The organism is Lentzea xinjiangensis, from assembly GCF_900110955.1.
Taxonomy (GTDB): domain Bacteria; phylum Actinomycetota; class Actinomycetes; order Mycobacteriales; family Pseudonocardiaceae; genus Lentzea; species Lentzea xinjiangensis.
Map to the genome: position 1 here is coordinate 91,707 of NZ_FOFR01000022.1, position 22,593 is coordinate 114,299.

Genomic DNA, 22,593 nt, shown 5'->3' on the forward strand with positions numbered 1-22,593 from the left:
GGTATGTTGTTACCGGGCTACGCCGTCACATCGGCTATGTCGTCACCTCGGCGAGGATCCGGTCGAACAGGTCGACGGCCGCCCCGAGGTGGGCCGCGGTCAGCGCGACGTCCCCGCCCCGCCTCGCGGTCACCAGGTCCGCGATCGGCAGGTCCGGCCAGTGCGCCGCCGCCAGCGAGCCCGCGCGCGACTTGCTGACGATCTCACCCGTCCGGATGGTGTGCCACAGCCGCGCGGGTCCCAGACCCACCCACAGGAGGTCCTCGCGCGGCAGCATGGGAGCAGTGCGATCCTGCTCGAACACGGGTTTCCAGTAGCTGACGAGGTTCTCGCGGCAGTACGCCTCGACATCAGCGGTGGTGCCGGGACAAGTGGGCCGTGCACCGCGCACGGTCTGACCGACGGTCCGCAGCTGTTGCCACAACACGGGAGTGATCTCACCGGCGAGCGGTGTCACGTCGAAGACCGGTTTCTCCAACGAGCCCGCGAGGACGACGGCGACATCGGCGCCTTCGACCGGAGGCAGCTCGACGGCCGCATTCACCTCGATCACGATGTCGAGGTCCGAGCCGGCGACGACGTCGTCCAGCACCCGTGACCCGTAGACGTGCGCGCCCACCACGGAACCGGGCAGGCGCGCGTCCAGCAACGACAGGTACTCCCCGGGCGTCAGCACCTGGTCCAGGCTACCGGCGGCGCAGGAGCGCCCAGGCGCCCGGCAGCACGCCGGCGGCCAGCGCGATCTTCAGCGCGTCGCCCAGCAGGAACGGCAGCACGCCGACGGCGAGGGCCTTCGACACGCCCATGCCGGTGGCCACCACCAGCCACGGCACGCCGACCGCGTAGATCACCAGGTTGCCCAGCGCCATCGTGCCCACCACCCGCAACGGGGTGCGGTCACCGCCGCGGCCGGCCAGGTAGCCGACCAGCGCACCGGCGAACACGAAGCCCACGACGTACCCGAGCGACACCGGGGCGCCGGCCGAACCGCCCTGGAACCACGGCACACCCGCGACGCCCGCGATCAGGTAGAGGAGCATCGACGTCGCGCCGCGCTGCCAGCCGAGGGCGGCGCCGACGAGCAGGGCCGCGAACGTCTGGCCGGTCAGCGGGACCGGGCTGCCGGGGATCGGCAGGGCCACCTGCGCGGCGAGGCCGGTGAACGCGGCGCCGGCGACGACCAGCGCCAGGTCGCGCGCCAGTGCGCCCGGCACGAAGTCGGCGAGCACGGTGCGACGGGGTGCGAGTGCGAGTGTCACGTTCCCTCCCAGGCGGAATCGAGAGGACCTGAGGTTAACCAGGGGAACTCGGGAACGTCTTTGTTCGATCTCGACAAAGTGACAGGTCACACATCCAGTGCGACCTTGCCCGCCACCCGCTCGGTGTTGCGCCTCGTCTTCGTCCAGCCGTTGTTGCCGCGCACCAAACGGATCAGCGCGCGCCACGAGGTGATGTAGAAGGTGTAGATGTACAACGCGTAGCCGAATCCGTACGCGATCGACTTCCAGAATCCGACGGGCTCGCACCTGGCCCGGTACACCGGGCCCCACAGCACGAACGGCAACAGGCCGAACGCGCCATAGACGGTGAACAGGATCCAAGCGCCGTCCACGAACCAGTGCACCACTTCAGAAGGCGACACCACGAACCGATACGCCATCATCGCCATGGGAATCGGATAAATGAGCGTGCCGAGCAACTGCATCCACGGTTGCGCGAGGTAGTACATCATTTCCGCGGCGCCCAACGTGGTCAGGTGCTCGGAGTCCCAAATGCGCCGCAGATAACGCATGCACTGCATGGTTCCCTGCCCCCACCGCGTGCGCTGCGCCAGGAACCGCCGCAACGAGTACAGCGCCTCCTGGTTGACGTGGGTGTCCAAGGTGAACCCGGTGTGCCAGCCCGCGGTGAGCAGGTGCACGCCGAGCTCGAAGTCCTCCAGCAACGAGCCGCGCCACGGGCTGCCGGTCGGCCCCGCGATCGAGTCCAGTGCGGACAGCCGGGTGAACTGGCCGTTGCCGCCCATCGAGATCGTCCCGGTGGCGCCGCGCGAGAGCTGGATCGCCGCGATGGCCGTGCGGAACTCCAGGTCCTGCATCCGGACGAGACCGGCGCCGAACGCGCGCCGCCACCGCGACACCCCTGGCTGGCGCTGCCCCGCGTTGATCATCCGCACGTCCACCTGCACGGCGCCGATCCGCGGGTTGCCGAAGAGGTGGTGCGCCGCGCAGACCTCCAGGCAGTTCGGCGCCGGGCGGCCGTCCGCGTCGACCACCACGACGATCGCGCGTTCGGCGTCCGCGCGCCGGCCCATCCACAGCTTCAACGTGCGGTAGGCGTCGTTCAGCGCGTTTCCCTTGCCGGTACGGGCATAGGGGCGTTGACGCTGCACGAGGTGGATGTGCGTGTCCCGGTCACCGCCGTTGCGCTTCAACGTCCGCACCACGCCGGCGGTGCGGTCGTCGGAGTCGTCGTCGATGACCCACACGTGCGCGATGGGGAACGTCGTCCGCAGGTACCGGATCGTGTCGCCGATAACCGCTTCTTCGTCACGGCACGGCACGAAGAAGTGCCACTCCAACGAGTTCGGCACGCCGACGGGAGCGGGTTTGCGCCGCAGGTACGGCACCACGATGAAGAACACGTACGTCACGAAGGCGACGCTCATCGTCAGAGCGAGCGCCTGGGTGAACCCGAGGACGAGGTCGAGGCTCACTTGCGCGTGGCCAGCCAGACGAACGCCACCAGTGCGGCCGCGCCACCGAACACGCTCACCATCGAGCCGAGCAGCGTGTGGCCCCAGTAGTACCCGGTGTCGACGCCCAGCCAGTCCACCAGCCCGACCAGGGTGAGCACGCGGAACTGGTTCACGACCACCACGGCGAGCGCGGCGACACCGAGCGCCGTCAGCACCCGGTGCTGGATGCGCGGCCGCAGCGCGATCATCGCCGCGCCCACGACGATCAGCGGCAGCACCAGGAACGCGGACGTGCACTCCGGCGTCATCCGCAGGCCCAGCGGCGTGTCCGAGCCCAGTCCGAAGTAGACGGTCTGCCGGTCGGGGACCACCGCCACGCCGTGGGAGCTGATCACGCTGAGGACCGCGCCCGACAGCGAGATCTCCGCCGTCCGGTACAGGCGGTGGGCGAACACGAGTCCCGCGGCTGTGGCGAGCAGGACGACAACCGTCACCCGGCTCGGGAATGCGGTGCGGCGCACGGCAAGCGTCACCCGAGGATCCTTTCCACCGATTGAGGGGGCGCCCAGATGGGCTACCTGACGTTCCATCGGTAGACGGAACGTCAGCCCTCACCCCCGGATCGGGTGATGCCGTAACCGGAAATTGATCAAAAAACCCACCAGGAGTGGCACGGATTGGGCGAGTCGAGTGGTCGCGTCCCCCGATACGGGGAGTAACCCTCAGTTCCCCCGAAAGAAAGCCGATGCCGGTAATTGCCCCCGGAAAGCGTGAACCACATCGGTTCGAGCGCGCCCTGGGGCCGGAGGAATCAAGGGAAGGAGTTTCATGCGTGTCCGAATGACGGGACTGGCTGGAGCCGCCGCGGTCGCCGCGCTCCTGGTCGGTGCCGCACCTGCTTCGGCCGCTCCGGGGGACGCCTCGGCCTACGGTGCGAGGCTCCACGTGACGCTGCTCGGCAGCCCCGCGGTCACCGCGGAGCCGTTCGCCGCCGCCGACGCGAACGGGCGCGGGCAGAACACGTTCGCGGGCGTCGACCTCACCGGGATCCTGAAGACCGGTGTCATCAACGCCTCGGCGTCGCGGGACGAGAACTCCGGTGGCGTGCACTCGCGGGCGAGCACCGCGGACGTCCGGCTCGACCTGCTCGCCAAGGCCACCGGCAAGATCTCCGCCGAACTGGTGGAGGCGGACTGCGCGGCCACCCAGAAGGGACTGACCGGCAAGGCCAAGCTCGTGGGCGTCGACCTCGGCAAGCTCGGCCGGGTCGACGCGGACCCGGCGCCCAACACCAAGCTCGACGTGCAGCTGGCCGGCGTCAAGATCGCCGAGGTCGTCTTCAACGAGCAGATCAGGAACAACGACGGCAGCCTCACCGTGAACGCGATCCACATCAGGCTGCTGCAGGGCGTGCTCGGCTCGATCGGCACCGGTGACGTGATCATCTCGTCCGCCACCTGCGGTCCCGCCGGTCTGCCCATCCCGATGGCGTCGGGGGCGGGCCTGTGGATCGGCCTCGGCCTGCTCGGTGCCGCCGCCGCTCCGGCCGCCGCCGTGGCGCTGCGCCGCCGCGCGTCGCTCAACGCGGCCTGACCGGGGAGAACGGCGGATGTACAAGGTCCCCGGTACCGGCATCGGAGTCGGCACGGGCGTAGGTGCCCTCGCGGTCACCGGTGCGGACGTGACGTGGTGGGTCGTCGCGGGCATCGCGCTCCTGCTCGCCGGTGCCTTCGTCGTGCACACCACCCGCGGGAGGCGCCGCGTGGCGGCCCCGCCCAGGACCGGCCCGAACCGAGCCGGCTGACGTGGTCCGCCTGGGGTTGCCCCCGCTCCCAGGCGGACCCCCCGGTCTCCCCGAGAGAGGACAACGGTGAGCAAGGAAGTTCTGCTGGTGGCCGGCACGCGGCCAGAGGCCGTGAAGATCGCTCCGGTCGCCATCGCGCTGAAGGGCCACCCCGGCCTGCACCCCACGATCGTCCACGGCGGACAGCACTCGGGCATGGTCGAGCAGGCGCTGCGCGCGTTCGGCCTCCGGCCCGACCTGCGGCTCGACGTGCCCCGCGACACCGGTGCGCAGGCCGAGCTGGTCTCCCGGCTGCTGCCGGAGTTCGACGCCGTGCTGGAGGAGCGCGACCCCGCGGTCACGCTGGTGCAGGGCGACACCACGACGGCCCTGGCCGCGGCGCTCGCCTCCTTCTGGCGCGGCATCCCCGTGGCGCACCTCGAAGCCGGGCTGCGGACCGGCGACCTCTACGGCCCGTTCCCCGAGGAGGGGAACCGCCAGATGATCTCCCGCATCACCTCGCTGCACCTCGCGCCGACCGACGACGCGGCCAACGCCCTGAACGACGAGTCCCTGCCCGACAGCCACATCGTCGTCACCGGCAACACCGTCGTGGACGCCGTGCAGCGCGTCGCGGCCGCCGGCCTGCCCGCCGCCAGCCCGGACGTCGTCGCCCTGGAGCACACCCTGGACGTCACCGGCGGCCGGCTCATGCTCGTCACCGTGCACCGCCGCGAGTCGTGGGGCCGTCCGCTGACGCGCGTGCTCAACGCCGTGCGCGCCATCGCCGACCGCCACCCCGACCTGCACGTGCTGATCCCCGCCCACCCCAACCCCGGTGTGCGCGAACAGGTCGTGTCGCTGCTGGGCGACCACGAGCGCGTGGTCGTCACCGACCCGCTGGACTACTCGGACCTGGTGCGCGTGCTGCGGCGCGCGGCCCTGGTGATGACGGACTCCGGCGGCATCCAGGAGGAGGCGCCGACGTTCGGCGTGCCGGTCCTGGTGCTGCGGGAGACCACCGAACGCATGCTCGCCGTCGACGCCGGGTGCGCCTGGCTCGTCGGCACGGACACCACCCGCATCCTCGCCGAGGCGGGCTGGGTGCTCGGCTCCCGGTTGCGGTTGCCCCTGGGCCGCAACCCGTTCGGCGACGGGCGTGCCGCCGTCCGGGTGTGCGCCGCGCTGGAGAGGCTGGCCGGCCTGCCGACCGCCCTGCCGCGCCGGGAGCCGTTCGCCACGCTGGCGGCACTCCGGTGAACCTGCGGGAGAACGCGGGTGATCCTCACCTGGATCGCGCCGTCCTTTGGTGACGAACAGCTCTTCCGTCACTGGATCGGGTACTTGGCAATTCGCGATCGGGTGACATCGGTGCCGGACCACCGGTCGTACCGGACGACGGCACGATCATCGGGTGGAGGAATTGGAACACCGCCCCGAAAGGACTGACGTGCGCAAGAGATTGATCGCGGGCGCCGCGGTCGCGCTGACGTTCGCGACCGCGGCCCCCGCGTCGGCGGCCAATCCGCCCGGCACCGCGTCCTCGGGATCCGCGGACTTCGCCAAGGCGAACCAGACCTACACCGTCGAGCCGCTCGCGGTGTGCACCGTGAACCCCGAGACGCCGGGCACCGTCACCGGCTCCAGCCCGGCCGTCAGCAAGGGCGGGCTGAAGATCGGCGAGACGTCGTCCACCTGCACCACCGAGGTCGTGAACCCCGAGGAGTTCATCACCAGGACGAGGTCCGCGGCCACGGGCAAGGCGTTCGAGCTGTCCGCGCTCGTCGCGGCGGGCGGGCCGCGGCTCAAGATCGCCGAGTGGAAGGTGAGCTGCGACGCCGACGACAAGGGCACGCAGGCGGGCTGGGAGCTCAAGGGCATGTCCGGCTGGGCCGGGCTGCCGGAGAGCATCCCGCCGGCGTACGTGCACGAGGTCAAGGCGAGCAGCGGAACCGTGCTCGCCAGGGCCAAGTTCACCGACACCGCGTTCCCGGAGCCGAACGACGGCAGCCTCGGCATGACGCTGCTGAAAATCACCTTCGAGCCGTCGTCCGGCTACACGGGCAGCATCACGGTCGGCTCGGCCGCCTGCTCGCCGACGCCGTAGGAGCGGACCGGCTCAGGAGACGACGACACCCGCGGCGCGCAGCTCCTCCAGAGCGGCGTCGCGGGTCGTCGGCGAGACCGCCGCGGTCAGCTCGGCGATCACCGTCGTGCGGAAGCCGTTGCGCTGCGCGTCGAGGGCCGTGGCGCGGACGCAGTGGTCGGTCGCGATGCCGACGACGTCCACTTCGGTCACGCCCCTGTCGGTCAGCCACCCCGCGAGGTCGTTCTCCGCCTCGAAACCGGAGTACGCGGCGGCGAACCGGCCCTTCGAGAAGACCTGCTCGATCCCGGACACGTCGAGCTCGGGGTGGAACGACGCGCCGGGCGACCCGGCCACGCAGTGCACCGGCCAGGAGTCGATGAAGTCCGGCGTCAAGCTGAAGTGCGCGCCGGGGTCCACGTGGTAGTCACGGGTCGCCACGACGTGGTCGTAGGACGACGACGCGATGTGCCGGGAGATGGCCGCCGCGACCGCGGCACCGCCCGCGACCGCGAGCGACCCTCCCTCGCAGAAGTCGTTCTGCACGTCGACGACGATCAGCGCCTTGCTCATGTCAGCCTTCCAGGTAGATCGTCGGGATCGCGGGCTCGCCGCGCGAGAGCTTGAGGCCCTCCCACGGCACGCTCACCAGGGCCGCCCGCAGGCGGTCGCGGCTCTGCTCCAGGGCCGGGACCTCGTCGGTGATCTTTCCAGCGCGCATCAGCGGGATCTGCACGAGCCGGTCGTGCGGGCCGAGCTCCGGCTCGGCCGAGGCCGGGAACACGACCTCCTCCAGCGCGGTGCCGGTGTCCTTGTGCCGCCGCAACGCCTTCTTCCAGCCGCCCCGCGACTGCTTGGACGTGCTGCGCTTCTCGACGTGCCTGCCGTCGACCTCGACCAGCTTGTAGACCATGCCCGCGGTCGGCGCGCCGGACCCGGTCACGACGGACGTGCCGACGCCGTAGGCGTCCACGGGCTCGGCGCGCAGGGCGGCGATCGAGTACTCGTCGAGGTCGCCGGACACGACGATGCGGGTGGTGCGGGCGCCCAGCGAGTCGAGCTGGTCGCGCGCCTGCCTGGCCAGCACGCCCAGGTCGCCCGAGTCGATCCTGATCGCGCCGAGGCCGGGCCCGGCCACGGCGACGGCGGTCTTGATGCCCTCGGTGATGTCGTAGGTGTCGACCAGCAACGTCGTGCCGACGCCCAGCGCCTCGACCTGGCTGCGGAACGCCTCTTCCTCGGTGTCGTGCAGCAGCGTGAACGCGTGCGCGCACGTGCCGGCGGTCGGGATGCCGTGGCGGCGACCGGCCTCCAGGTTCGAGGTCGCGGTGAAGCCCGCGAGGTAGGACGCGCGGGCGGATGCCACGGCGGCTTCCTCGTGCGTGCGGCGCGAGCCCATCTCGATCATGCGGCGGCCGTTCGCGGCGGTGACCATGCGGGCGGCGGCCGAGGCGATCGCGCTGTCGTGGTTGAGGATCGAGAGCGCGAGCGTCTCCAGCACCACGCCCTCGGCGAACGACGCCCTGACCGTCAGCACCGGCGAGCCGGGGAAGTACAGCTCGCCCTCGGGGTAGCCGTCGACCTCACCGGAGAACCGGTAGTTCGCGAGCCATTCCAGGGTCGAGTCGTCGACCACGGCCTCGCGGCGGAGCTGGTCGATCTCCTCCTCGCCGAAGCGGAAGTTCCCGATCGCCTCCAGCAACCTGTTCACCCCCGCGACGACGCCGTAGCGGCGGCCGTCGGGGAGCCTGCGGGCGAAGACCTCGAACACGCACGGACGGTCACCGGTTCCGTCACGCAGCGCGGCCGCGAGCATCGTGAGCTCGTAGTGGTCGGTCAGCAACGCCGTCGAGTCCATGGTCACCAACCCTAAGGTCGCACCCGCGTTAGTCGTATGCGGTCTCCGCCACTGCGGCGAACATGACACCATTGGCGGTATGACCACGCCCGTCGAACAGGAACGGACGCAGCCGGAGGCCGTCGGCTCGGAGATCGCCGCCGAGGACCGACCCTGGCAGACCGTGGTCTGGAACGACCCGGTAAACCTGATGTCCTACGTGACGTACGTGTTCCAGAAGCTGTTCGGGTTCAGCAGGGACAAGGCGACCAAGCTGATGCTCGACGTGCACCACAAGGGCAAGGCGATCGTGACATCGGGCACGAAGGACAAGGTGGAGGCCGACGTGGCGAAGCTCCACGCGGCAGGGCTCTGGGCGACCATGCAGCGGGCCTCGTGAAGCGGTGGATCCGTGACGGCGACGTCGTCGTCGGGCGGCTCGACCGGCAGGAGGCCGCGGTCGTGCGCGGTCTGGTGAGCCAGATCCAGGACATGCTGCTGGCCCGTGCCGAGGAAGCGCCGCAGGACGAGCTCGCCGAGCTGACCGGCATCAGGACCGGGCCGTCGGAGGCTCCCGACGACCCGATCCTGGGCAGGCTGCTGCCCGACTTCCACCGGCTGGACGACGACGCGCCGGACCCGGACGAGGTCAACTCCTCGGCCGCGTTGCGCTCGCTGCACGAGCCGGAGCTCCTGGACCACAAGACCGGCGCGGCCGAGGTCGTGCTGAAGACGTGCTCACCCGACGGCGGCGAGATCCGGCTGTCGATCGGCGAGGCCGAGGCCTGGCTCTCGTCGTTGAACGACGTGCGCCTGGCCCTCGGGACCGCGCTGGACGTCACCGAGGACATGCCGGACGAGCTGCCGCCGGAAGACCCGCGCTCACCGCACCTCGGCGTCTACCACTGGCTCACCTGGGTGCAGGACACCCTCGTCGAGGCGATGATGCCGTGATCCCCGGCGTGCTCGTCGGCCACCACCACCGCGTCGAACCGGGCTGGGCGACGGGCACGACGGTCGTGCTCGTCCCGGACGGTGCCGTCGGCGCCGTCGACGGGCGCGGCGGAGCGCCCGGCACCCGCGAGACGGACCTGCTGGACCCGGCGAACCTCGTCCAGCGGGTGCACGCGATCTGCCTCTCCGGTGGCTCGGCCTACGGGCTCGCCGCCGCGGACGGCGTCATGCGGTGGCTCTCGGAACGCTCGATCGGCTTCCCGGTGGGGTCGCAGCCGCACCACGTCGTGCCGATCGTGCCGGGTGCGGTGATCTTCGACCTGCCCATGTCGGAGTGGGGCAACCGGCCGGACGCGTCGTTCGGCTACGCGGCCTGCGAGGCGGCTTCCCCCGCGTTCGAGCTGGGCTGCGTCGGCGCGGGCGCCGGGGCGCGAGTCGGGTCGCTGAAAGGCGGTGTCGGTGCCGCCTCGACGACGGTGGGTGCCCACCGGATCGGTGCGATGGCCGTGGTGAACGCGGCCGGCGAGGTGGTCGACCGCGCTTCCGGCCTGCCGTGGCTGCCGTCCCTGGGGACGACCGCGGTGGCGCTGCCCGAACGCAAACCCGAAGGTCTCAACACGACGATCGGCGTGGTCGCGGTGGACGCCGAGCTGTCCAAGGCGGAGTGCCAGCGGCTCGCCATGGCCGCGCAGGACGGCCTGGCCCGCGCCGTGCGACCGGCCCACTCGATGTTCGACGGCGACACGGTGTTCGCGTTGGCCACGGGCGCGGTACCGCTGGCGGAGCCGCGCCCGTTCGCCCTGGACGCGTTGTGCGCCGCCGCCGCCGACATGTTCGCCGAGGCCGTGGTGTCCGGCGCACGCGAGGCGACGTCGTTGCACGGCGTGGTGGCTTTCCGCGACCTCTGAGTGGGTAGCCCTCCGGCATGGCCGATGTCATCGATCAAGCCGCAGGTGTCGTCACCGAGCTCGCGCCGCCGGGTGCGGCGCGCCGGATCCCCGGCAGGGAGCTGGCGGCGGTCGCGCCCGCCGGGCTGTTCGCCGCCTCGTTCCTCGTGCCACCGGCAGCCGGGAAGGTGCTGATGAAGCTGGGCGTGGCCGCCACACCGCTCGCGGCGTGGGCGGAGCTGGCCGCGTGGCGCGGGCTCGACCAGGCACAACGGCGGCGTGGCGTGGCGTTGCTGGCCCTCTACCTCGTGGTGGTGCTCAGCCGGCGCCGATGAGCGCCCCGAAGCCTGCGGCGACCGGTCCGGCGCCCTCGCCGGACCTCAGCCGAGCACCGCCACCCACTCCCGGGCGATCTGCTCGGCGAGGTCCTGCGCGGCCGCCAGGTCCTCCGGCGCGGACGCCGCGATCCAGTCGACCGCGCGCCCTTCCGGCAGGTCGCCCGCGAGGTACTTCTCGAGCGCGACGAGACCCAGCTCCCAGCCCGCGCCGGTGCCGGGGACGAACTCGCCGGGCATGGGGGCGTGCGTGAGCGTCAGGACCGTCGAGTCGCCGTCGGCTTCGAGCCGCACCAGCACGTCGGTGCTCATCTCGCCGATCTCCCAGGTCAGGCTGATCTCGCTGGGCTCGTCGCAGCGGACGATCTCGCCGCCCGCGTTGCCCTCCAACCGGTAGCGCCCGCCGGGGCGCAGGTCGCCGCTGATCGGCAGGAACCAGCGCACCAGGCGTTCCGGCGACGTGATGGCGTCCCAGACGTCCTCGCGGGTCGCCCGGTAGCGCCGTCGGATGACGAGCTCGGCCGTCCCTGCCTCGTAGCGGCGGTCAGTCACGGTTCTCCTCCTGTTGCTGCCTGCGCTCGCGCTTGCCGCGGGCCAGTTCGGTCTCGAGCGCGTCGAGGTGCGGTTCCCAGAACCGCCGGAAGTGGTCGAGCCACGCGTCGACCTCCCGCAGCGGATCGGGTGCCACGGCGTAGACCCGGCGGGTGCCCTCCGGCCTGACGTCGACGAACCCGGCCGAGCGCAACACCTTCAGGTGCTGCGACACCGCGGACTGGGTGATCCCGAACTCGGCCTGGACCACCGCGCCGACGTCCCCCGCCGCCCGCTCGCCACCGGCGAGCAGCTCCAGGATCCGCCGGCGCGCGGGGTCTCCGAGTACGTCGAACGCGTGCATGCCGGCCAATGTAGTAGCTCTCGCTAATATAAGCCAGAGCTAAAACAACCAGCGTGAGGCGAGTATCTCGCATACCGAGACAACTCCCGCCAGCCCGTAGGATTGAGCACGTGCTGGTGATTCGCCGTGACCTGGTGGACGCGATGGTGGCCCACGCGCGCCGTGACCACCCCGACGAGGCGTGCGGGCAGATCGCGGGGCCCGAGGGGTCCGACCGCCCTGAGCGCATCATCGAGATGGAGAACGCCGAGCGGTCGCCCACGTTCTACCGGTTCGACGCCGCCGAGCAGCTCAAGGTGTACCGGGAGATGCAGGCCAACGACGAGGAAGCGGTGGTCATCTACCACTCGCACACCGCGACCGAGGCCTACCCGTCCCGCACCGACATCAAGTTCGCGAACGAGCCCCAGGCACACTACGTGCTCATCTCCACGCGTGACCCGATCGAGCACGAGCTGCGGTCGTACCGCATCGTCGACGGCGTCGTGACCGAGGAACCGGTCAAGATCATCGAATCCTGAGCAAGCATCTGCGGAGGTAGAACCACCATGGCCGTCACCGTGTCGATCCCGACCATCCTGCGCACCCACACCGGGGGCGAGAAGTCGGTGTCCGCCACCGGCACGACGCTCGCCGAGGTCATCGACGACCTGGAGAACAACCACGGCGGCCTCAAGGCCCGCCTGGTCAAGGAAGGCGCGCTGCACCGCTTCGTCAACGTCTACGTCAACGACGAGGACGTGCGCTTCGCCGGCGGCCTCGAGGCCGCGGTGAAGGACGGCGACAACGTCACCATCCTCCCGGCCGTCGCGGGCGGCTGAGCCACGTCATGGCCCGCTACGACTCGCTCCTGGACGCTCTCGGCGGGACCCCGCTGGTGGGCCTGCCCCGCCTGGCGCCCTCGGCGAACGTGCGCATCTGGGCGAAGCTCGAGGACCGCAACCCGACCGGCTCGATCAAGGACCGGCCCGCGCTGGCCATGATCGAGGCGGCGGAGCGGGACGGCGTGCTGCGTCCGGGCGCGACCATCCTCGAGCCGACGTCCGGCAACACCGGCATCTCGCTCGCCATGGCGGCGAAGCTCAAGGGCTACGGCCTGGTGTGCGTGATGCCGGAGAACACCTCGACCGAGCGCAAGCAGCTCCTGCAGGCCTACGGCGCGCGCATCGTGTTCTCGCCGGCCGCGGGCGGGTCGAACCAGGCCGTCGCCACGGCGAAGGAGCTCGCGAAGCAGAACCCGGACTGGGTCATGCTCTACCAGTACGGCAACCCGGCCAACGCCGAGGCGCACTTCCGCGGCACCGGGCCGGAGATCCTCGCCGACCTGCCGACCATCACGCACTTCGTGGCCGGTCTCGGCACGACAGGCACGCTGGTCGGCGTCGGCAGGTTCCTGCGCGAGGCCAAGCCGGACGTGCAGGTCATCGCCGCCGAGCCGCGCTACGGCGAGCTGGTCTACGGGCTGCGCAACCTCGACGAGGGCTTCGTGCCGGAGCTGTACGACGAGTCGGTGCTGACCGGGCGGTACTCGGTGGGCTCCTACGACGCGTTGCGCCGCACCCGGCAACTGCTGGAGACCGAGGGCATCTTCGCCGGCATCTCGACGGGCGCGATCCTGCACGCCGCGCTGGCCGTGGCGCAGAAGGCCGAGGTGGCGGGGAAGGCCGCGGACATCGTGTTCATCGTGGCCGACGCGGGGTGGAAGTACCTGTCCACCGGCGCCTACGCCGGAACGCTGGACGAGGCGGCCGCGAGGCTCGACGGTCACCTCTGGGCGTGACGGCCCCTTCGCCGCGGGGGAGCGTCAGCCGTTGAAGGCGACGCTCGGCACGCCCTGCCCGGCACCGGCCAGCACCAGCACCGAGCCGTTGAGCTGCCGGTCCGCCAGCGCCTCGTCCGGCAGCCCGACGCGCGCGGACGTGACGTAGAGGTCGGTGAAGTCCGGGCCGCCGAAGCAGCACGCGGTCGGGTTGTCGACCGGCAGCTCGATCTCGCGGTCCAGCTCCCCCTGCGGCGTGTAGCGGCGGACGGCGCGCCCGCCCCACAACGCGACCCACACGCAGCCGTCCGCGTCCACGCACAGCCCGTCCGGCCAGCCGTCGGTGTGGCCGACGTGGGCGAGCGGGCGGCGGTGGGAGAGCGTGCCGGCGGAGTTGTCGAAGTCGAAGACGTCGATGCGGCGGGTCGGCGTGTCGATGTAGTACATGAGCGTGCCGTCGGGGCTCCAGCCGACGCCGTTGCTGGTGTTCACCTGGTCCACCATGACCTTCGCCGCGCCGTCGCCGGTGATCCTGGCGAGCCAGCCCTCGTCGGCGGCCTGGTCGTAGCGCATCGTGCCGGCCCACAGCCGTCCCGCCGGGTCGACGCCCGCGTCGTTGCCCCGCACGCCCTCGCGGGCCCAGTAGACGAGCCAGCTCTTGGTGCCGTCGCGGTCGATCAGCGCGATGCCGTCGCGCAGGTTGCAGACGAGGCCGCCCTGCGCGCGCGGCTTGGCGGCGCCCACGTGCTGGGGCACCACGAGCACGGCGTCGTCGTCGCGCGCCGGGGCGTAGCGGTGCACCTCGCAGGCGAGGATGTCCACCCACAGCAAGGTGGAACTGCTGTGGTCCCACGTCGGCCCCTCGCCGAGCTGGGCCGATGCGCGCACCGCTACTTCGATCGACACCCGATCACCTTATGTCCACGTACGCTGGGGAGGTGGACCGCACCGCCCTCGCGAAACGGGTCATCCCGCCGCACCCAGTGCTGTCGTTGCTCGTCGTGTCCGGGTTCGTCGGCTTCCTCTACCTGGTGGAGGCCTTCGACGTGGCGACCGGCGGCTCGCTGGAGGACGACGGCGTGCGCCCGCGCGAGTTCGGCGAGTGGGACAACCTGCTGTGGATGCCGATGATCCACGGTGACTGGAGCCACCTCACCGGCAACGCGGTTCCGTTGCTGCTGCTCGGGTTCCTCGCGACCTCGGGCGGGCTCAAGCAGTTCTGCCAGATCACCGCGGTCATCTGGCTCACCTCGGCGCTCGGCGTCTGGGTGGTCGGCAGTCCCGGCAGCCACATCGGCGCGTCCGGGCTCGTGTTCGGCTTCCTCGCGTTCCTGCTGGTGCGCGGGCTCTTCGCGCGGTCGTGGCTGCAACTCGTGATCGCGGTCGGCGTGTTCGCGCTGTACGGCGCCGCGCTGTGGGGCGTGCTGCCCGGCCAGCCCGGCGTGTCCTGGGAGGGCCACCTGTTCGGCGCAATCGGTGGAGTGCTGGCTGCCTGGGGTGTGTCGCGGGACAACCGCCGCCGCAGCGCACCGGCTAGATTCACGGCGTGACGATCGGGATCATGGACTCGGGCGTCGGCGGCCTGACGGTCGCCCGAGCGATCATGGAACAGCTGCCCGGCGAGTCGATCCACTACATCGGCGACACCGCTCACGGCCCTTATGGACCGCTCCCGATCGCGCAGGCGCGCAAGCACGCGCTGGAGATCTGCGACGAGCTGGTCGACGAGGGCGCGAAGATGCTCGTCATCGCGTGCAACACCGCGTCCGCCGCCTGCTTCCGCGACGCCCGTGAGCGCTACGACGTGCCGGTGGTCGAGGTGATCCTGCCGGCGGTGCGCCGGGCGGTGATGACCACCAGGAGCGGGCGGGTCGGGGTGATCGCGACGGTCGGCACGATCAACTCGCACGCCTACCAGGACTCGTTCCAGGCGGCGCGGGACGTGGCGGTGACGGCGGCGGCCTGCCCCCGGTTCGTCGACTTCGTCGAGCGCGGCATCACGTCCGGCCGGCAGGTGCTCGGGCTGGCGCAGGCCTACCTGGAACCGTTGCAGCGCGCCGACGTCGACACCGTCGTCCTCGGCTGCACGCACTACCCGCTGCTGACGGGCGTGATCCAGATCGTCATGGGCGAGCACGTGACGCTGGTGTCGAGCGCCGAGGAGACGGTGAAGGACGTCGTGCGGCTGCTGACCGAGCGCGACGGGTTCGCCTCGGAGCTCACCTCCGGTCCACCGGTGCACCGCGTGACGTGCACCGGACCGCCGGAGCGGTTCGCGAAGCTCGCCGCCCGGTTCCTGCCGACCTTCGAACAGTGGGGCTGATGTGCTGCTGACCGTGCTCGGCTGCTCCGGCAGCATTCCCGGACCCGGCGCGGCGGCGTCGGGGTACCTCCTGGAGGCCGACGGGTTCACGTTGGCGCTGGAGTTCGGCAACGGGGTGCTGTCGCGGTTCCAGGAGGAGCGCCCGCTGTTCTCGATGGACGCGCTGGTGCTGTCGCACCTGCACCCCGACCACTGCATCGACGTGTCCTCGCTGTACGTGGCGCGCAAGTACCACCCGTCGCCGCCCGCCGCGGTCCTGCCGGTCTACGCGCCCGCCGAGGCGCACTCGCGGTTCGCCGCCGCCTACGCCCCGAACGAGGCCGAGCGGTCGGCGCTGGACCTCGGCGACGTCTTCTCCTTCCACCGCCTCGGCTCCCCGGTCCGGATCGGACCGTTCACGGTGGACTCGGCGATCGTGGCGCACCCCTGCGAGGCCTACGGGTTCCGCATCTCCTGCGGCGGGGTGTCGCTGGCCTACACCGGCGACAGCGGGCCGTGCGAGGCGCTGGAGGAGCTGTCGGCGGGGGTGGACGTGCTGCTCAGCGAGGCGAGCTGGACGCACTCCCCGGACCGCCAGCGGGACCTGCACATGTCCGGGCGGGAAGCGGGCGAGCTGGCCGCGCGCGCCGGCGCCGGTCGGCTGCTGGTCACGCACGTGCCGCCGTGGACGTCGCGTGAGGACGTGCTGAAGGAGGCCAAGGCGGCCTTCGGTGGACCGTGCGACCTGGTCGTAGAGGGCGGCCGGTACGAGGTGGGGGAGCGGGCATGATCAACGTGGAGCGCATCGGCGAGCACGAGTTCGTCGCGACGAACGGCAGAGGCGCGTCGGTCAGGATCGGCCGCAAGGACCAGCAGGGCTCGTTCAGCCCGGTCGAGCTGCTGGCCGCGGCCGCCGCGGGCTGCGCGATGGTGACGTCGGAGACCCTGGTCCTGCGCCGCACGGGCGGCGAGCAGCTCTCGGCGACCGCGGACGCGGTGCAGTCCGAGAGCGGCAACGAGGTGATCTCCATCCCGGTGACGTTCTCGTACGACCTGTCGGGCGTCGAGGACGCGGAGGCGCTCGACACCGTCGTGCGCCGCGCCGTGGAGCAGTTCTGCACCGTCACTCGGACGTTGAAGCAGTCGGCGGCCGCGCCGCTTCAGCTCCCGACGCCGCTCCAGACGGCCGTCGACCCGCTGTGACCGGCGCGCACGGTCTGCACCGTCGTGCCGGCCGCGAGCAGCACCACCAGCACCGACACCACGACTGAGACCACCCGCCACGTCTTCGTGGTGGGTGCCTCCGCCTCGCGCTCCCGGTCCGCGAGCCGGCCCGCGACCAGCAGCGCGATCACCGCGACCCCGAACCCGAGCGCGATGGGCAGCAGCGTCGCGCCGAGGTCGGCGTGCGTCTGGATGGCGGGGTTGCGCACCCCGCCGCGTTCGAGCGCCGCCTGGAAGTCCTCGCCGGACTGCTGGGCCGCCGGGACCGCCGCGACGCCCGCGAGGGTGACGCCCAGCACGGGCCAGGCGTACCGGCGCCGCCAGCTCGGGACCAGGGCGATCGCGACCGAGCCGAGCGCCGCGAGGGGCAGCAGCACGACCGCCGCGTGCACCAGCAGGGGGTGGAGCGGAAGACCGTCGATCGTCAGCATGTCTCTCCCTACGCCATGGCGCTCCGCAGGGTTCATTAGGGTAGGCGGCGTGGTGCGAAGCGACGGCCGGAACGACGACGTGTTGCGTGACATCCGGATCACGCGTGGATATCAGACCTGGCCCGCGGGCTCGGTCCTGATCGAGTTCGGGAACACCCGCGTGCTCTGCGCCGCGAGTGCCACCGAAGGCGTCCCCCGCTGGCGGCAGGGATCCGGCCTCGGCTGGGTGACCGCCGAGTACGCGATGCTGCCCAGCGCCACGCACACCCGCAGCGACCGCGAGTCCGTGAAGGGCCGCATCGGCGGGCGCACGCACGAGATCTCGCGCCTGATCGGCCGGTCCCTGCGGGCCTGCATCGACCTGGCCGCTCTCGGCGAGAACACCATCGTCATCGACTGCGACGTCATCCAGGCCGATGGCGGCACCCGCACCGCCGCGATCACCGGCGCCTACGTGGCCCTCGCCGACGCGGTCACCTACCTCGGCGCCGCCGGCCGCCTGGCCGACCCCTCGCCGCTGTCGTGCGCGGTGTCCGCCGTGTCGGTCGGCGTGGTCGATGGGCGCGTGCGGCTGGACCTGCCCTACGAGGAGGACTCGCGGGCCGAGGTCGACATGAACGTCGTCGCCACCGACGCCGGCACGTTGATCGAGGTCCAGGGCACCGGCGAGGGCGCCACCTTCGCGCGGTCCACTTTGGACCGGATGCTGGACGTCGCCCTGCAGGGCTGCGCCGAGCTGAACCGGATCCAGGCGGCGGCCCTGGCCGAGCCGTACCCCGGCGTGCTGCCCGAGAAGAAGTCCGGTGGCCGCCGGTGAAGCTCCTCCTCGCCTCGCGCAACGCCAAGAAGCTCCGCGAGCTCCAGCGCATCGTCGTCGCCGAGAACCTGACCGGCATCGAGGTGCTGTCCCTGGCGGACGTGCCCCAGTTCCCGGAAGCACCCGAAACCGCGCCAGACTTCGAGGGCAACGCGCTCGCCAAGGCGCGCGACGCCGCCGCGGCCACCGGCCTCGCGTCGGTGGCCGACGACTCCGGCCTGGCCGTCGACGAGCTGAACGGCATGCCCGGCGTGCTGTCCGCCCGCTGGTCCGGCAAGCACGGCGACGACGAGGCGAACCTCGACCTGCTCCTGGGGCAGCTCGGCGACGTGCCGGACGAACGCCGTGGTGCGGCGTTCGTGTCGGTGGTCGCTCTCGTCGTGCCCGGCGGCGAAGAGGTCGTCGTCCGCGGCGAGTGGCGGGGGACGCTGCTGCGGGAGCGGCGCGGGAGCAACGGGTTCGGCTACGACCCGATCTTCGTGCCCGAGGGCTACGACATCACCTCGGCCGAGATGACGGCCGAGGAGAAGGACGCGGAGTCGCACCGCGGCCGCGCGCTGAAGCTGCTGGTCCCGTACCTGCGCAAGCTCGCCTAGCCGTACCGCGTGACCCGCGCGCCGGGGCCCGGTTCGCTACCGGCCCCGGCGCGCGTCGGAGCCGGTCAGACGGTGGCCTGGGCGTGTGAGGCCACGGACACGACGCACACGCCTGCCGCGATCAGCGCCATCCCCGTCAGCATCGCGAGGTTGAGCGGGTCGGCGAACAGCACGCGGCTGGTCAGGGCGACCAGGGCGATGCCGGCGCCCGCCCAGATCGCGTACGTGATGGCGACGGGCAGGCCCATGCGGATCACCTGCGATTCCAGGTAGAGGGCGGTGAGGAAGCCGACACCGAGGCCCACCACCGGCCACGGTTTCGTGAAGCCCTCGGAGTACTTCAGGCAGAGGGTGGCGAAAACTTCCGCGCCCACGGCGACGGTCAGCAGAATCCACTTGAGCATTGAATTTTCCCAGCACGAAATGCACGCAGCGCTAGGCGTGCGTGTGTGAGTACGAACGGACGACGGGGCGGAAAGCCCAGGTCAGCCGCCGCGCGTGGGAAAGTGGACGCGCAGGACGAAATCAGACGGGATGTCGGGGCCGCGAGGTGCCGTCAAGCGACACACGGTGTATCACCCTCACCGGAACAAGGGGCGGCTTTGTGCACGCCCTGCCTCGACGATACCCGAAGAAGAGGCCGCCGCCGCAAGTTTTGCGGCGGCGGTCTCGTTTTTCACGCGAAAGGTCGTGCTAGGCGGGGAGTTCGCGCAGCAGCTTGGCGACGTGGCCGGTGGCGCGGACGTTGTACATGGCCTTCACGATCTTGCCGTCGGGGCCGACGAGGAACGTCGAGCGGATCACGCCCTGGACGGTGCGGCCGTAGTTCTGCTTCTCGCCGAACGCGCCCCATTCGACCAGGACCTTCTTGTCCGGGTCGCCGAGCAGCGGGAAGGTCAGGCCCTCGGCGTCGCGGAACTTGGCGAGCTTCTCCTGCGTGTCCGGCGAGATGCCGACGACCTCGTAGCCGGAGCCGGCCAGGGCGCCGAGGTTGTCGCGGAAGTCGCACGCCTGCGTCGTGCAGCCCGGCGTGCTCGCGGCCGGGTAGAAGTACACGACCACGGACTTGCCGAGGTAGTCGGACAGGGACACCGGCTTGCCGTCGCTGTCGGGCAGCGTGAACGCGGGCGCGGTGTCTCCGGGTTCGAGACGACTGGTCATGGTGCAGAGCCTAGGGCGTGTCCCGTGAGTCTCGTCCGCGACAGTCGCGGCCGAGGGCCCCGGAGGCGGCACCGCCGCAACGCCCGAATACGCCCGGTATGAGGACGTCGCGGCGGCACCGCCTCCGGAACTCTCGCCCGTGACTCTCATCGAACGGACTCACGGGACACGCCCTAGGCCTGGCCCTCGAAAACGGTGGCGGCGTCCTGGCCCTGCCCGCCCGGCTGGATGGTGAGCTGGACGCGCACCGGCAGCTCCGACACCGCGAACGCGAGCTGGAACTGGGTGTCGCGGCCCGGCGGCACCTCCGCCACGGCCGCGGCGAGGCCGTTGAGACCCTGCACGGAGTCGACGAGCTCGGCGGCGGGGGAGCCGTCGGCCGTCGCGCGCACGGAGAGCTGGGAGGGCAGGTACGACGCCTTGGAGCCGTTGTAGACGGTGATCGTGAAGACCGCGGAGCGCTTGGCCGGGGGGATCGCCGTCTCGGACGGCGCCAGGGAGCGGGGGGCGGACACGACGACCGACAGGCCGGAGGCCCACACGCGCTGGGTGCCGAACGGTGCGGCGCCGGACGAGTTGGGCGTCTCCGCTCGTTGTTCGACCGTCAGGTTCTCGTCCGGGGCGACGGCGACGCTGGGGCCCGCACATCCCGCCACGGCCAGCAACAGGCACAGGCCCGCGGCCGATTCGGCGAACTTCACGAACTCCCCTTTCCCACCCCGGCGGTGGGTGTGGACGACTCCGTCAACTGTGACGGTGCCGAAGGGGGTGCGGCCAACGAAAGGGGGCTCCGAAGCGGACCTGGTGCCGGGCCGTGGCCGACTCGTGATGGGCGGCGTGGGCGGCGCCACAGAGTGCGCCGGCCCCACGCCGTCCAGCGGTGGTGACCGCTTGGTGAAGCTAGGGAGCGCGTCGGGGGGCGTGCGCGCTCACACCGATCATCGCCCACTGTGTGGCTCGCGCTACAAGGGGAGCCGATAATCACCCGTTCAGAGCAGTGGCAGGCGTACGAAACGTGAAGCTCAGGCGTAACCGACTCACGTATGTGCGGCTGAACGGCCCAGCGACGGCGTCCGTTCGGCGATCTCGCTGAGTAGTTGGAAGGAGCGGAGACGGTCATCGTGCCCGTGCACGATGGTGGTCACCATGAGCTCGTCGGCCGCCGTCGACTCCAGCAACTCGTCGAGTCCGGTGCGTACCGTTGCCGGGGACCCGATGATCTGGTTGGACATGCGGTCCTCGATCACCAGCTCGTCGATCTCGGTGTACGGGTGGTCCGCCGCCTCCTGCGGGGTGGCCAGCGGGCCGGGACGACCTTGGCGCAGCCGCACGAACGAGAGCGCTCCCGGACCGGCGATCCAGCGGGCGTGCTCGTCGGTGTCGGCGACGATCACCGAAGCGCACACCATCGCGTACGGCTCGGACAGCACCTCCGACGGCCGGAAGTGCCGCCGGTACAGCTCCAGCGCCGGCAGCGTGTTCTGCGCGCTGAAGTGGTGGGCGAACGCGAACGGCAGGCCCAGCAGGCCGGCGGCCTGCGCGCTGTACCCGGACGAGCCGAGCAGCCAGATCGGCGGCTTGTTGCCGGCGGCGGGCACGGCGTTGAGCTCCGCGGTGCCCTCGAAGTACTTGATCAGCTCGGTCAGCTCCTGCGGGAAGTTCTCCGCGGAGAGGCCGGCCTCGGTCCGCCGCAGCGCCCGCGCCGTCTTCTGGTCGGTGCCGGGCGCGCGGCCGATGCCGAGGTCGATGCGGCCGGGGTGCAGCGCCTCGAGCATGCCGAACTGCTCCGCGACCACCAGCGGGGCGTGGTTGGGCAGCATGACGCCGCCGGAGCCGACCCGGATCGTCGACGTGGCGTCGGCGACATGCCCGATCAGCACGGCGGGCGCGGAGGACGCGATGCCGGGCATGTTGTGGTGCTCGGCGAACCAGTAGCGGTGGTAGCCGAGCCGTTCGGCCTGCTGAGCGAGCTCCCGGGAGTTCCGCAGGGCGGTCGTCGCGTCCGACCCCGAGGTGACCGGAGCTAGGTCGAGTACGGACAGCGGGATCTCACTGAGGCGGCTCATGCATCGATCAACACCGATACTTCGTGACTTCTTCCGTGAGCCGCGTAACTCGTTTCGACGCCTGCTCGAAGGTCGTGCCCTCCGGGTGCAGCGTGAGCACCGCGACGATGCTGAACCCGCACGTCCCGGAGGTGTGCAGGGCCGGCGACTTCAGGTCGAGCTCCCACTGCGCGCGCGGCCGCGGCCGGTCGACGCACGGCTTCACCGGGTCGCCGAAACCGGACCAGCCCTGCTTGAACGCGGGCCGCCAGGTGGCGGAGGGCAAGCCGAACGACTGGTCGAAGCCGTCCGAGGCGCACTTCTCGGCTCTCCGCAGGTGGCCCATGATCGTGTGCCGGACCTTCGGCCGCGCGTCCTCCAGCAGGTACCGGTAGATCTTCACGACGTCGTGGGCGCTCACCGCCGTGTACCCCCACATGCCGCGGTTCTCCGGTGGTCGGGTGTCGTGGAGCCGCAGGCGTGCCGCCGTGCGCACGACGAGCTGCTCCCAGCCGTTCTCGACCCACAGCTCACTCGCCGCGTTGTCGTCGCTGACGCGCAGCATCGGCTCGATGCGCGGGTCGTCGCCGCGCGTCTCCAGTTGCTCGATCGCGATCAGGATCTTCACCAGCGAGGCCGATCTGACGGGCTTGTGGACGTCCCGGCCGGTCAGCGTGTGCGTGATCCGGTCGTAGACCGCGTAGGAGGCCGTCGTCGTGGGGACGGGTGCCGCCAGCAACGCCATCGTCAGCAGAAGGTGCACGTTCCCGGACGCTAGCGGCT

At 71.2% G+C, this 22,593-nt stretch carries 32 protein-coding genes; 17 read left to right on the plus strand and 15 right to left on the minus strand.

The genetic code is table 11. The annotated features are described in order from the left end of the window. Nucleotides 1–34: 34 nt before the first annotated feature. From BMW88_RS33820 to xrtP, 4 genes are all read right to left on the minus strand, one after another. Nucleotides 35–676, minus strand: a complete 642-nt coding sequence (locus BMW88_RS33820; RefSeq protein WP_089958951.1) for a nucleotidyltransferase domain-containing protein — start codon at nucleotides 674–676, stop codon at nucleotides 35–37. A 10-nt stretch (nucleotides 677–686) separates the two neighbouring features. Beyond that, entirely contained in the window at nucleotides 687–1,259 is a 573-nt protein-coding gene (locus BMW88_RS33825; protein WP_245778229.1) for a biotin transporter BioY, read from the minus strand. A gap of 86 nt (nucleotides 1,260–1,345) precedes the next feature. Next, nucleotides 1,346–2,716: a glycosyltransferase family 2 protein gene (locus BMW88_RS33830; protein ID WP_483868438.1), complete on the minus strand. Its 1,371-nt coding sequence runs from the start codon at nucleotides 2,714–2,716 to the stop codon at nucleotides 1,346–1,348. After that, on the minus strand, nucleotides 2,713–3,231 hold the full coding sequence (gene xrtP, locus BMW88_RS33835) for an exosortase P (protein ID WP_425434717.1): 519 nt from the start codon (nucleotides 3,229–3,231) through the stop codon (nucleotides 2,713–2,715). The genes BMW88_RS33830 and xrtP overlap by 4 nt, the downstream gene beginning before the upstream one ends. A gap of 295 nt (nucleotides 3,232–3,526) precedes the next feature. Between xrtP and BMW88_RS33840 the strand changes: the two genes are divergently transcribed. The 4 genes from BMW88_RS33840 (at nucleotide 3,527) to BMW88_RS43700 (ending at nucleotide 6,588) form a co-directional block, all read left to right on the plus strand. Continuing rightward, on the plus strand, nucleotides 3,527–4,291 hold the full coding sequence (locus tag BMW88_RS33840; RefSeq protein ID WP_089958956.1) for a choice-of-anchor protein CoaP: 765 nt from the start codon (nucleotides 3,527–3,529) through the stop codon (nucleotides 4,289–4,291). A 16-nt stretch (nucleotides 4,292–4,307) separates the two neighbouring features. Then, nucleotides 4,308–4,502, plus strand: coding sequence for an LPXTG cell wall anchor domain-containing protein (locus BMW88_RS33845; RefSeq protein WP_089958959.1), 195 nt, complete (start codon nucleotides 4,308–4,310; stop codon nucleotides 4,500–4,502). 66 nt (nucleotides 4,503–4,568) lie between these two features. Beyond that, nucleotides 4,569–5,741 (plus strand): non-hydrolyzing UDP-N-acetylglucosamine 2-epimerase, encoded by a 1,173-nt coding sequence (gene wecB / locus BMW88_RS33850; protein WP_089958961.1) that lies wholly within the window; start codon nucleotides 4,569–4,571, stop codon nucleotides 5,739–5,741. A gap of 190 nt (nucleotides 5,742–5,931) precedes the next feature. Continuing rightward, nucleotides 5,932–6,588, plus strand: coding sequence for a hypothetical protein (locus BMW88_RS43700; RefSeq protein ID WP_245778230.1), 657 nt, complete (start codon nucleotides 5,932–5,934; stop codon nucleotides 6,586–6,588). Between the two features lie 12 nt (nucleotides 6,589–6,600). Here BMW88_RS43700 and BMW88_RS33860 read toward each other — a convergent pair whose 3' ends face one another. Next, complete coding sequence (locus BMW88_RS33860; protein WP_089958963.1) at nucleotides 6,601–7,140, minus strand: isochorismatase family protein; 540 nt, start codon at nucleotides 7,138–7,140, stop codon at nucleotides 6,601–6,603. 1 nt (nucleotide 7,141) lies between these two features. Continuing rightward, nucleotides 7,142–8,425, minus strand: coding sequence for a nicotinate phosphoribosyltransferase (locus tag BMW88_RS33865; protein WP_089959084.1), 1,284 nt, complete (start codon nucleotides 8,423–8,425; stop codon nucleotides 7,142–7,144). Nucleotides 8,426–8,504: 79 nt separating this feature from the next. Here BMW88_RS33865 and clpS point away from each other — a divergent pair, with 79 nt between their 5' ends. From clpS to BMW88_RS33885, 4 genes are read left to right on the plus strand one after another with little or no spacing between them, the layout of a single operon-like run. Then, nucleotides 8,505–8,804, plus strand: coding sequence for an ATP-dependent Clp protease adapter ClpS (gene clpS / locus BMW88_RS33870; RefSeq protein ID WP_089958965.1), 300 nt, complete (start codon nucleotides 8,505–8,507; stop codon nucleotides 8,802–8,804). Further along, nucleotides 8,801–9,358 carry a DUF2017 domain-containing protein gene (locus BMW88_RS33875; protein WP_177221550.1) on the plus strand — a complete coding sequence of 186 codons (558 nt, stop codon included), beginning with the start codon at nucleotides 8,801–8,803 and terminating at the stop codon, nucleotides 9,356–9,358. The genes clpS and BMW88_RS33875 overlap by 4 nt, the downstream gene beginning before the upstream one ends. Continuing rightward, nucleotides 9,355–10,266 carry a P1 family peptidase gene (locus tag BMW88_RS33880; RefSeq protein ID WP_089958969.1) on the plus strand — a complete coding sequence of 304 codons (912 nt, stop codon included), beginning with the start codon at nucleotides 9,355–9,357 and terminating at the stop codon, nucleotides 10,264–10,266. Before BMW88_RS33875 ends, BMW88_RS33880 begins: the two co-directional genes overlap by 4 nt. 17 nt (nucleotides 10,267–10,283) lie before the next feature. Continuing rightward, on the plus strand, nucleotides 10,284–10,580 hold the full coding sequence (locus BMW88_RS33885) for a hypothetical protein (protein WP_089958971.1): 297 nt from the start codon (nucleotides 10,284–10,286) through the stop codon (nucleotides 10,578–10,580). A gap of 45 nt (nucleotides 10,581–10,625) precedes the next feature. On the opposite strand, the gene BMW88_RS33890 is transcribed toward BMW88_RS33885, so the two are convergent. Beyond that, nucleotides 10,626–11,132, minus strand: a complete 507-nt coding sequence (locus BMW88_RS33890) for an SRPBCC family protein (RefSeq protein ID WP_089958974.1) — start codon at nucleotides 11,130–11,132, stop codon at nucleotides 10,626–10,628. Continuing rightward, entirely contained in the window at nucleotides 11,125–11,475 is a 351-nt protein-coding gene (locus BMW88_RS33895) for an ArsR/SmtB family transcription factor (RefSeq protein ID WP_089959087.1), read from the minus strand. Before BMW88_RS33895 ends, BMW88_RS33890 begins: the two co-directional genes overlap by 8 nt. A gap of 110 nt (nucleotides 11,476–11,585) precedes the next feature. Between BMW88_RS33895 and BMW88_RS33900 the strand changes: the two genes are divergently transcribed. The 3 genes from BMW88_RS33900 to BMW88_RS33910 are packed head-to-tail and all read left to right on the plus strand — an operon-like array spanning nucleotide 11,586 to nucleotide 13,255. Then, a complete protein-coding gene (locus BMW88_RS33900) occupies nucleotides 11,586–11,996 on the plus strand; it encodes a M67 family metallopeptidase (protein WP_089958975.1) in 411 nt (136 codons plus the stop codon). A 27-nt stretch (nucleotides 11,997–12,023) separates the two neighbouring features. Further along, on the plus strand, nucleotides 12,024–12,296 hold the full coding sequence (locus BMW88_RS33905) for a MoaD/ThiS family protein (protein WP_089958978.1): 273 nt from the start codon (nucleotides 12,024–12,026) through the stop codon (nucleotides 12,294–12,296). Nucleotides 12,297–12,304: 8 nt separating this feature from the next. After that, nucleotides 12,305–13,255 (plus strand): PLP-dependent cysteine synthase family protein, encoded by a 951-nt coding sequence (locus BMW88_RS33910; protein WP_089958979.1) that lies wholly within the window; start codon nucleotides 12,305–12,307, stop codon nucleotides 13,253–13,255. A gap of 24 nt (nucleotides 13,256–13,279) precedes the next feature. On the opposite strand, the gene BMW88_RS33915 is transcribed toward BMW88_RS33910, so the two are convergent. Next, nucleotides 13,280–14,140: an SMP-30/gluconolactonase/LRE family protein gene (locus tag BMW88_RS33915; protein WP_089958982.1), complete on the minus strand. Its 861-nt coding sequence runs from the start codon at nucleotides 14,138–14,140 to the stop codon at nucleotides 13,280–13,282. Between the two features lie 32 nt (nucleotides 14,141–14,172). On the opposite strand from BMW88_RS33915, the gene BMW88_RS33920 reads away from it, so the two are divergent. Genes BMW88_RS33920 through BMW88_RS33935 form a run of 4 tightly spaced genes read left to right on the plus strand, consistent with a single transcriptional unit; the run spans nucleotide 14,173 to nucleotide 16,739 of the window. After that, on the plus strand, nucleotides 14,173–14,784 hold the full coding sequence (locus BMW88_RS33920; RefSeq protein WP_245778231.1) for a rhomboid family intramembrane serine protease: 612 nt from the start codon (nucleotides 14,173–14,175) through the stop codon (nucleotides 14,782–14,784). An 11-nt stretch (nucleotides 14,785–14,795) separates the two neighbouring features. Beyond that, nucleotides 14,796–15,557, plus strand: a complete 762-nt coding sequence (gene murI / locus BMW88_RS33925; protein ID WP_089959088.1) for a glutamate racemase — start codon at nucleotides 14,796–14,798, stop codon at nucleotides 15,555–15,557. Nucleotide 15,558: 1 nt separating this feature from the next. Then, on the plus strand, nucleotides 15,559–16,326 hold the full coding sequence (locus tag BMW88_RS33930; RefSeq protein WP_089958986.1) for an MBL fold metallo-hydrolase: 768 nt from the start codon (nucleotides 15,559–15,561) through the stop codon (nucleotides 16,324–16,326). Further along, entirely contained in the window at nucleotides 16,323–16,739 is a 417-nt protein-coding gene (locus BMW88_RS33935; protein WP_089958989.1) for an OsmC family protein, read from the plus strand. The genes BMW88_RS33930 and BMW88_RS33935 overlap by 4 nt, the downstream gene beginning before the upstream one ends. Here the strand turns inward: BMW88_RS33935 and BMW88_RS33940 are convergent. Continuing rightward, entirely contained in the window at nucleotides 16,697–17,191 is a 495-nt protein-coding gene (locus BMW88_RS33940; protein WP_245778232.1) for a DUF2231 domain-containing protein, read from the minus strand. The two genes, BMW88_RS33935 and BMW88_RS33940, sit on opposite strands and share 43 nt — an antisense overlap. Before the next feature lie 49 nt (nucleotides 17,192–17,240). Between BMW88_RS33940 and rph the strand changes: the two genes are divergently transcribed. Both rph and rdgB read left to right on the plus strand, forming a co-directional pair. Next, on the plus strand, nucleotides 17,241–18,008 hold the full coding sequence (gene rph, locus BMW88_RS33945; protein ID WP_089958993.1) for a ribonuclease PH: 768 nt from the start codon (nucleotides 17,241–17,243) through the stop codon (nucleotides 18,006–18,008). Beyond that, entirely contained in the window at nucleotides 18,005–18,604 is a 600-nt protein-coding gene (rdgB, locus tag BMW88_RS33950; RefSeq protein ID WP_089958996.1) for an RdgB/HAM1 family non-canonical purine NTP pyrophosphatase, read from the plus strand. Before rph ends, rdgB begins: the two co-directional genes overlap by 4 nt. 65 nt (nucleotides 18,605–18,669) lie before the next feature. On the opposite strand, the gene BMW88_RS33955 is transcribed toward rdgB, so the two are convergent. The 5 genes from BMW88_RS33955 to BMW88_RS33975 form a co-directional block, all read right to left on the minus strand. Next, nucleotides 18,670–19,008: a DMT family transporter gene (locus tag BMW88_RS33955; protein ID WP_089958997.1), complete on the minus strand. Its 339-nt coding sequence runs from the start codon at nucleotides 19,006–19,008 to the stop codon at nucleotides 18,670–18,672. Between the two features lie 289 nt (nucleotides 19,009–19,297). Beyond that, nucleotides 19,298–19,765 (minus strand): thioredoxin-dependent thiol peroxidase, encoded by a 468-nt coding sequence (gene bcp / locus BMW88_RS33960; protein WP_089959000.1) that lies wholly within the window; start codon nucleotides 19,763–19,765, stop codon nucleotides 19,298–19,300. Between the two features lie 173 nt (nucleotides 19,766–19,938). Further along, nucleotides 19,939–20,466 carry a hypothetical protein gene (locus tag BMW88_RS33965; protein ID WP_089959001.1) on the minus strand — a complete coding sequence of 176 codons (528 nt, stop codon included), beginning with the start codon at nucleotides 20,464–20,466 and terminating at the stop codon, nucleotides 19,939–19,941. 336 nt (nucleotides 20,467–20,802) lie between these two features. Then, the gene (locus BMW88_RS33970; protein ID WP_089959004.1) at nucleotides 20,803–21,831 is read right to left on the minus strand and encodes an LLM class flavin-dependent oxidoreductase; all 1,029 of its coding nucleotides are present in this window, start codon (nucleotides 21,829–21,831) and stop codon (nucleotides 20,803–20,805) included. Nucleotides 21,832–21,838: 7 nt separating this feature from the next. Beyond that, a complete protein-coding gene (locus BMW88_RS33975; RefSeq protein ID WP_245778233.1) occupies nucleotides 21,839–22,573 on the minus strand; it encodes a hypothetical protein in 735 nt (244 codons plus the stop codon). Nucleotides 22,574–22,593 lie beyond the last annotated feature (20 nt).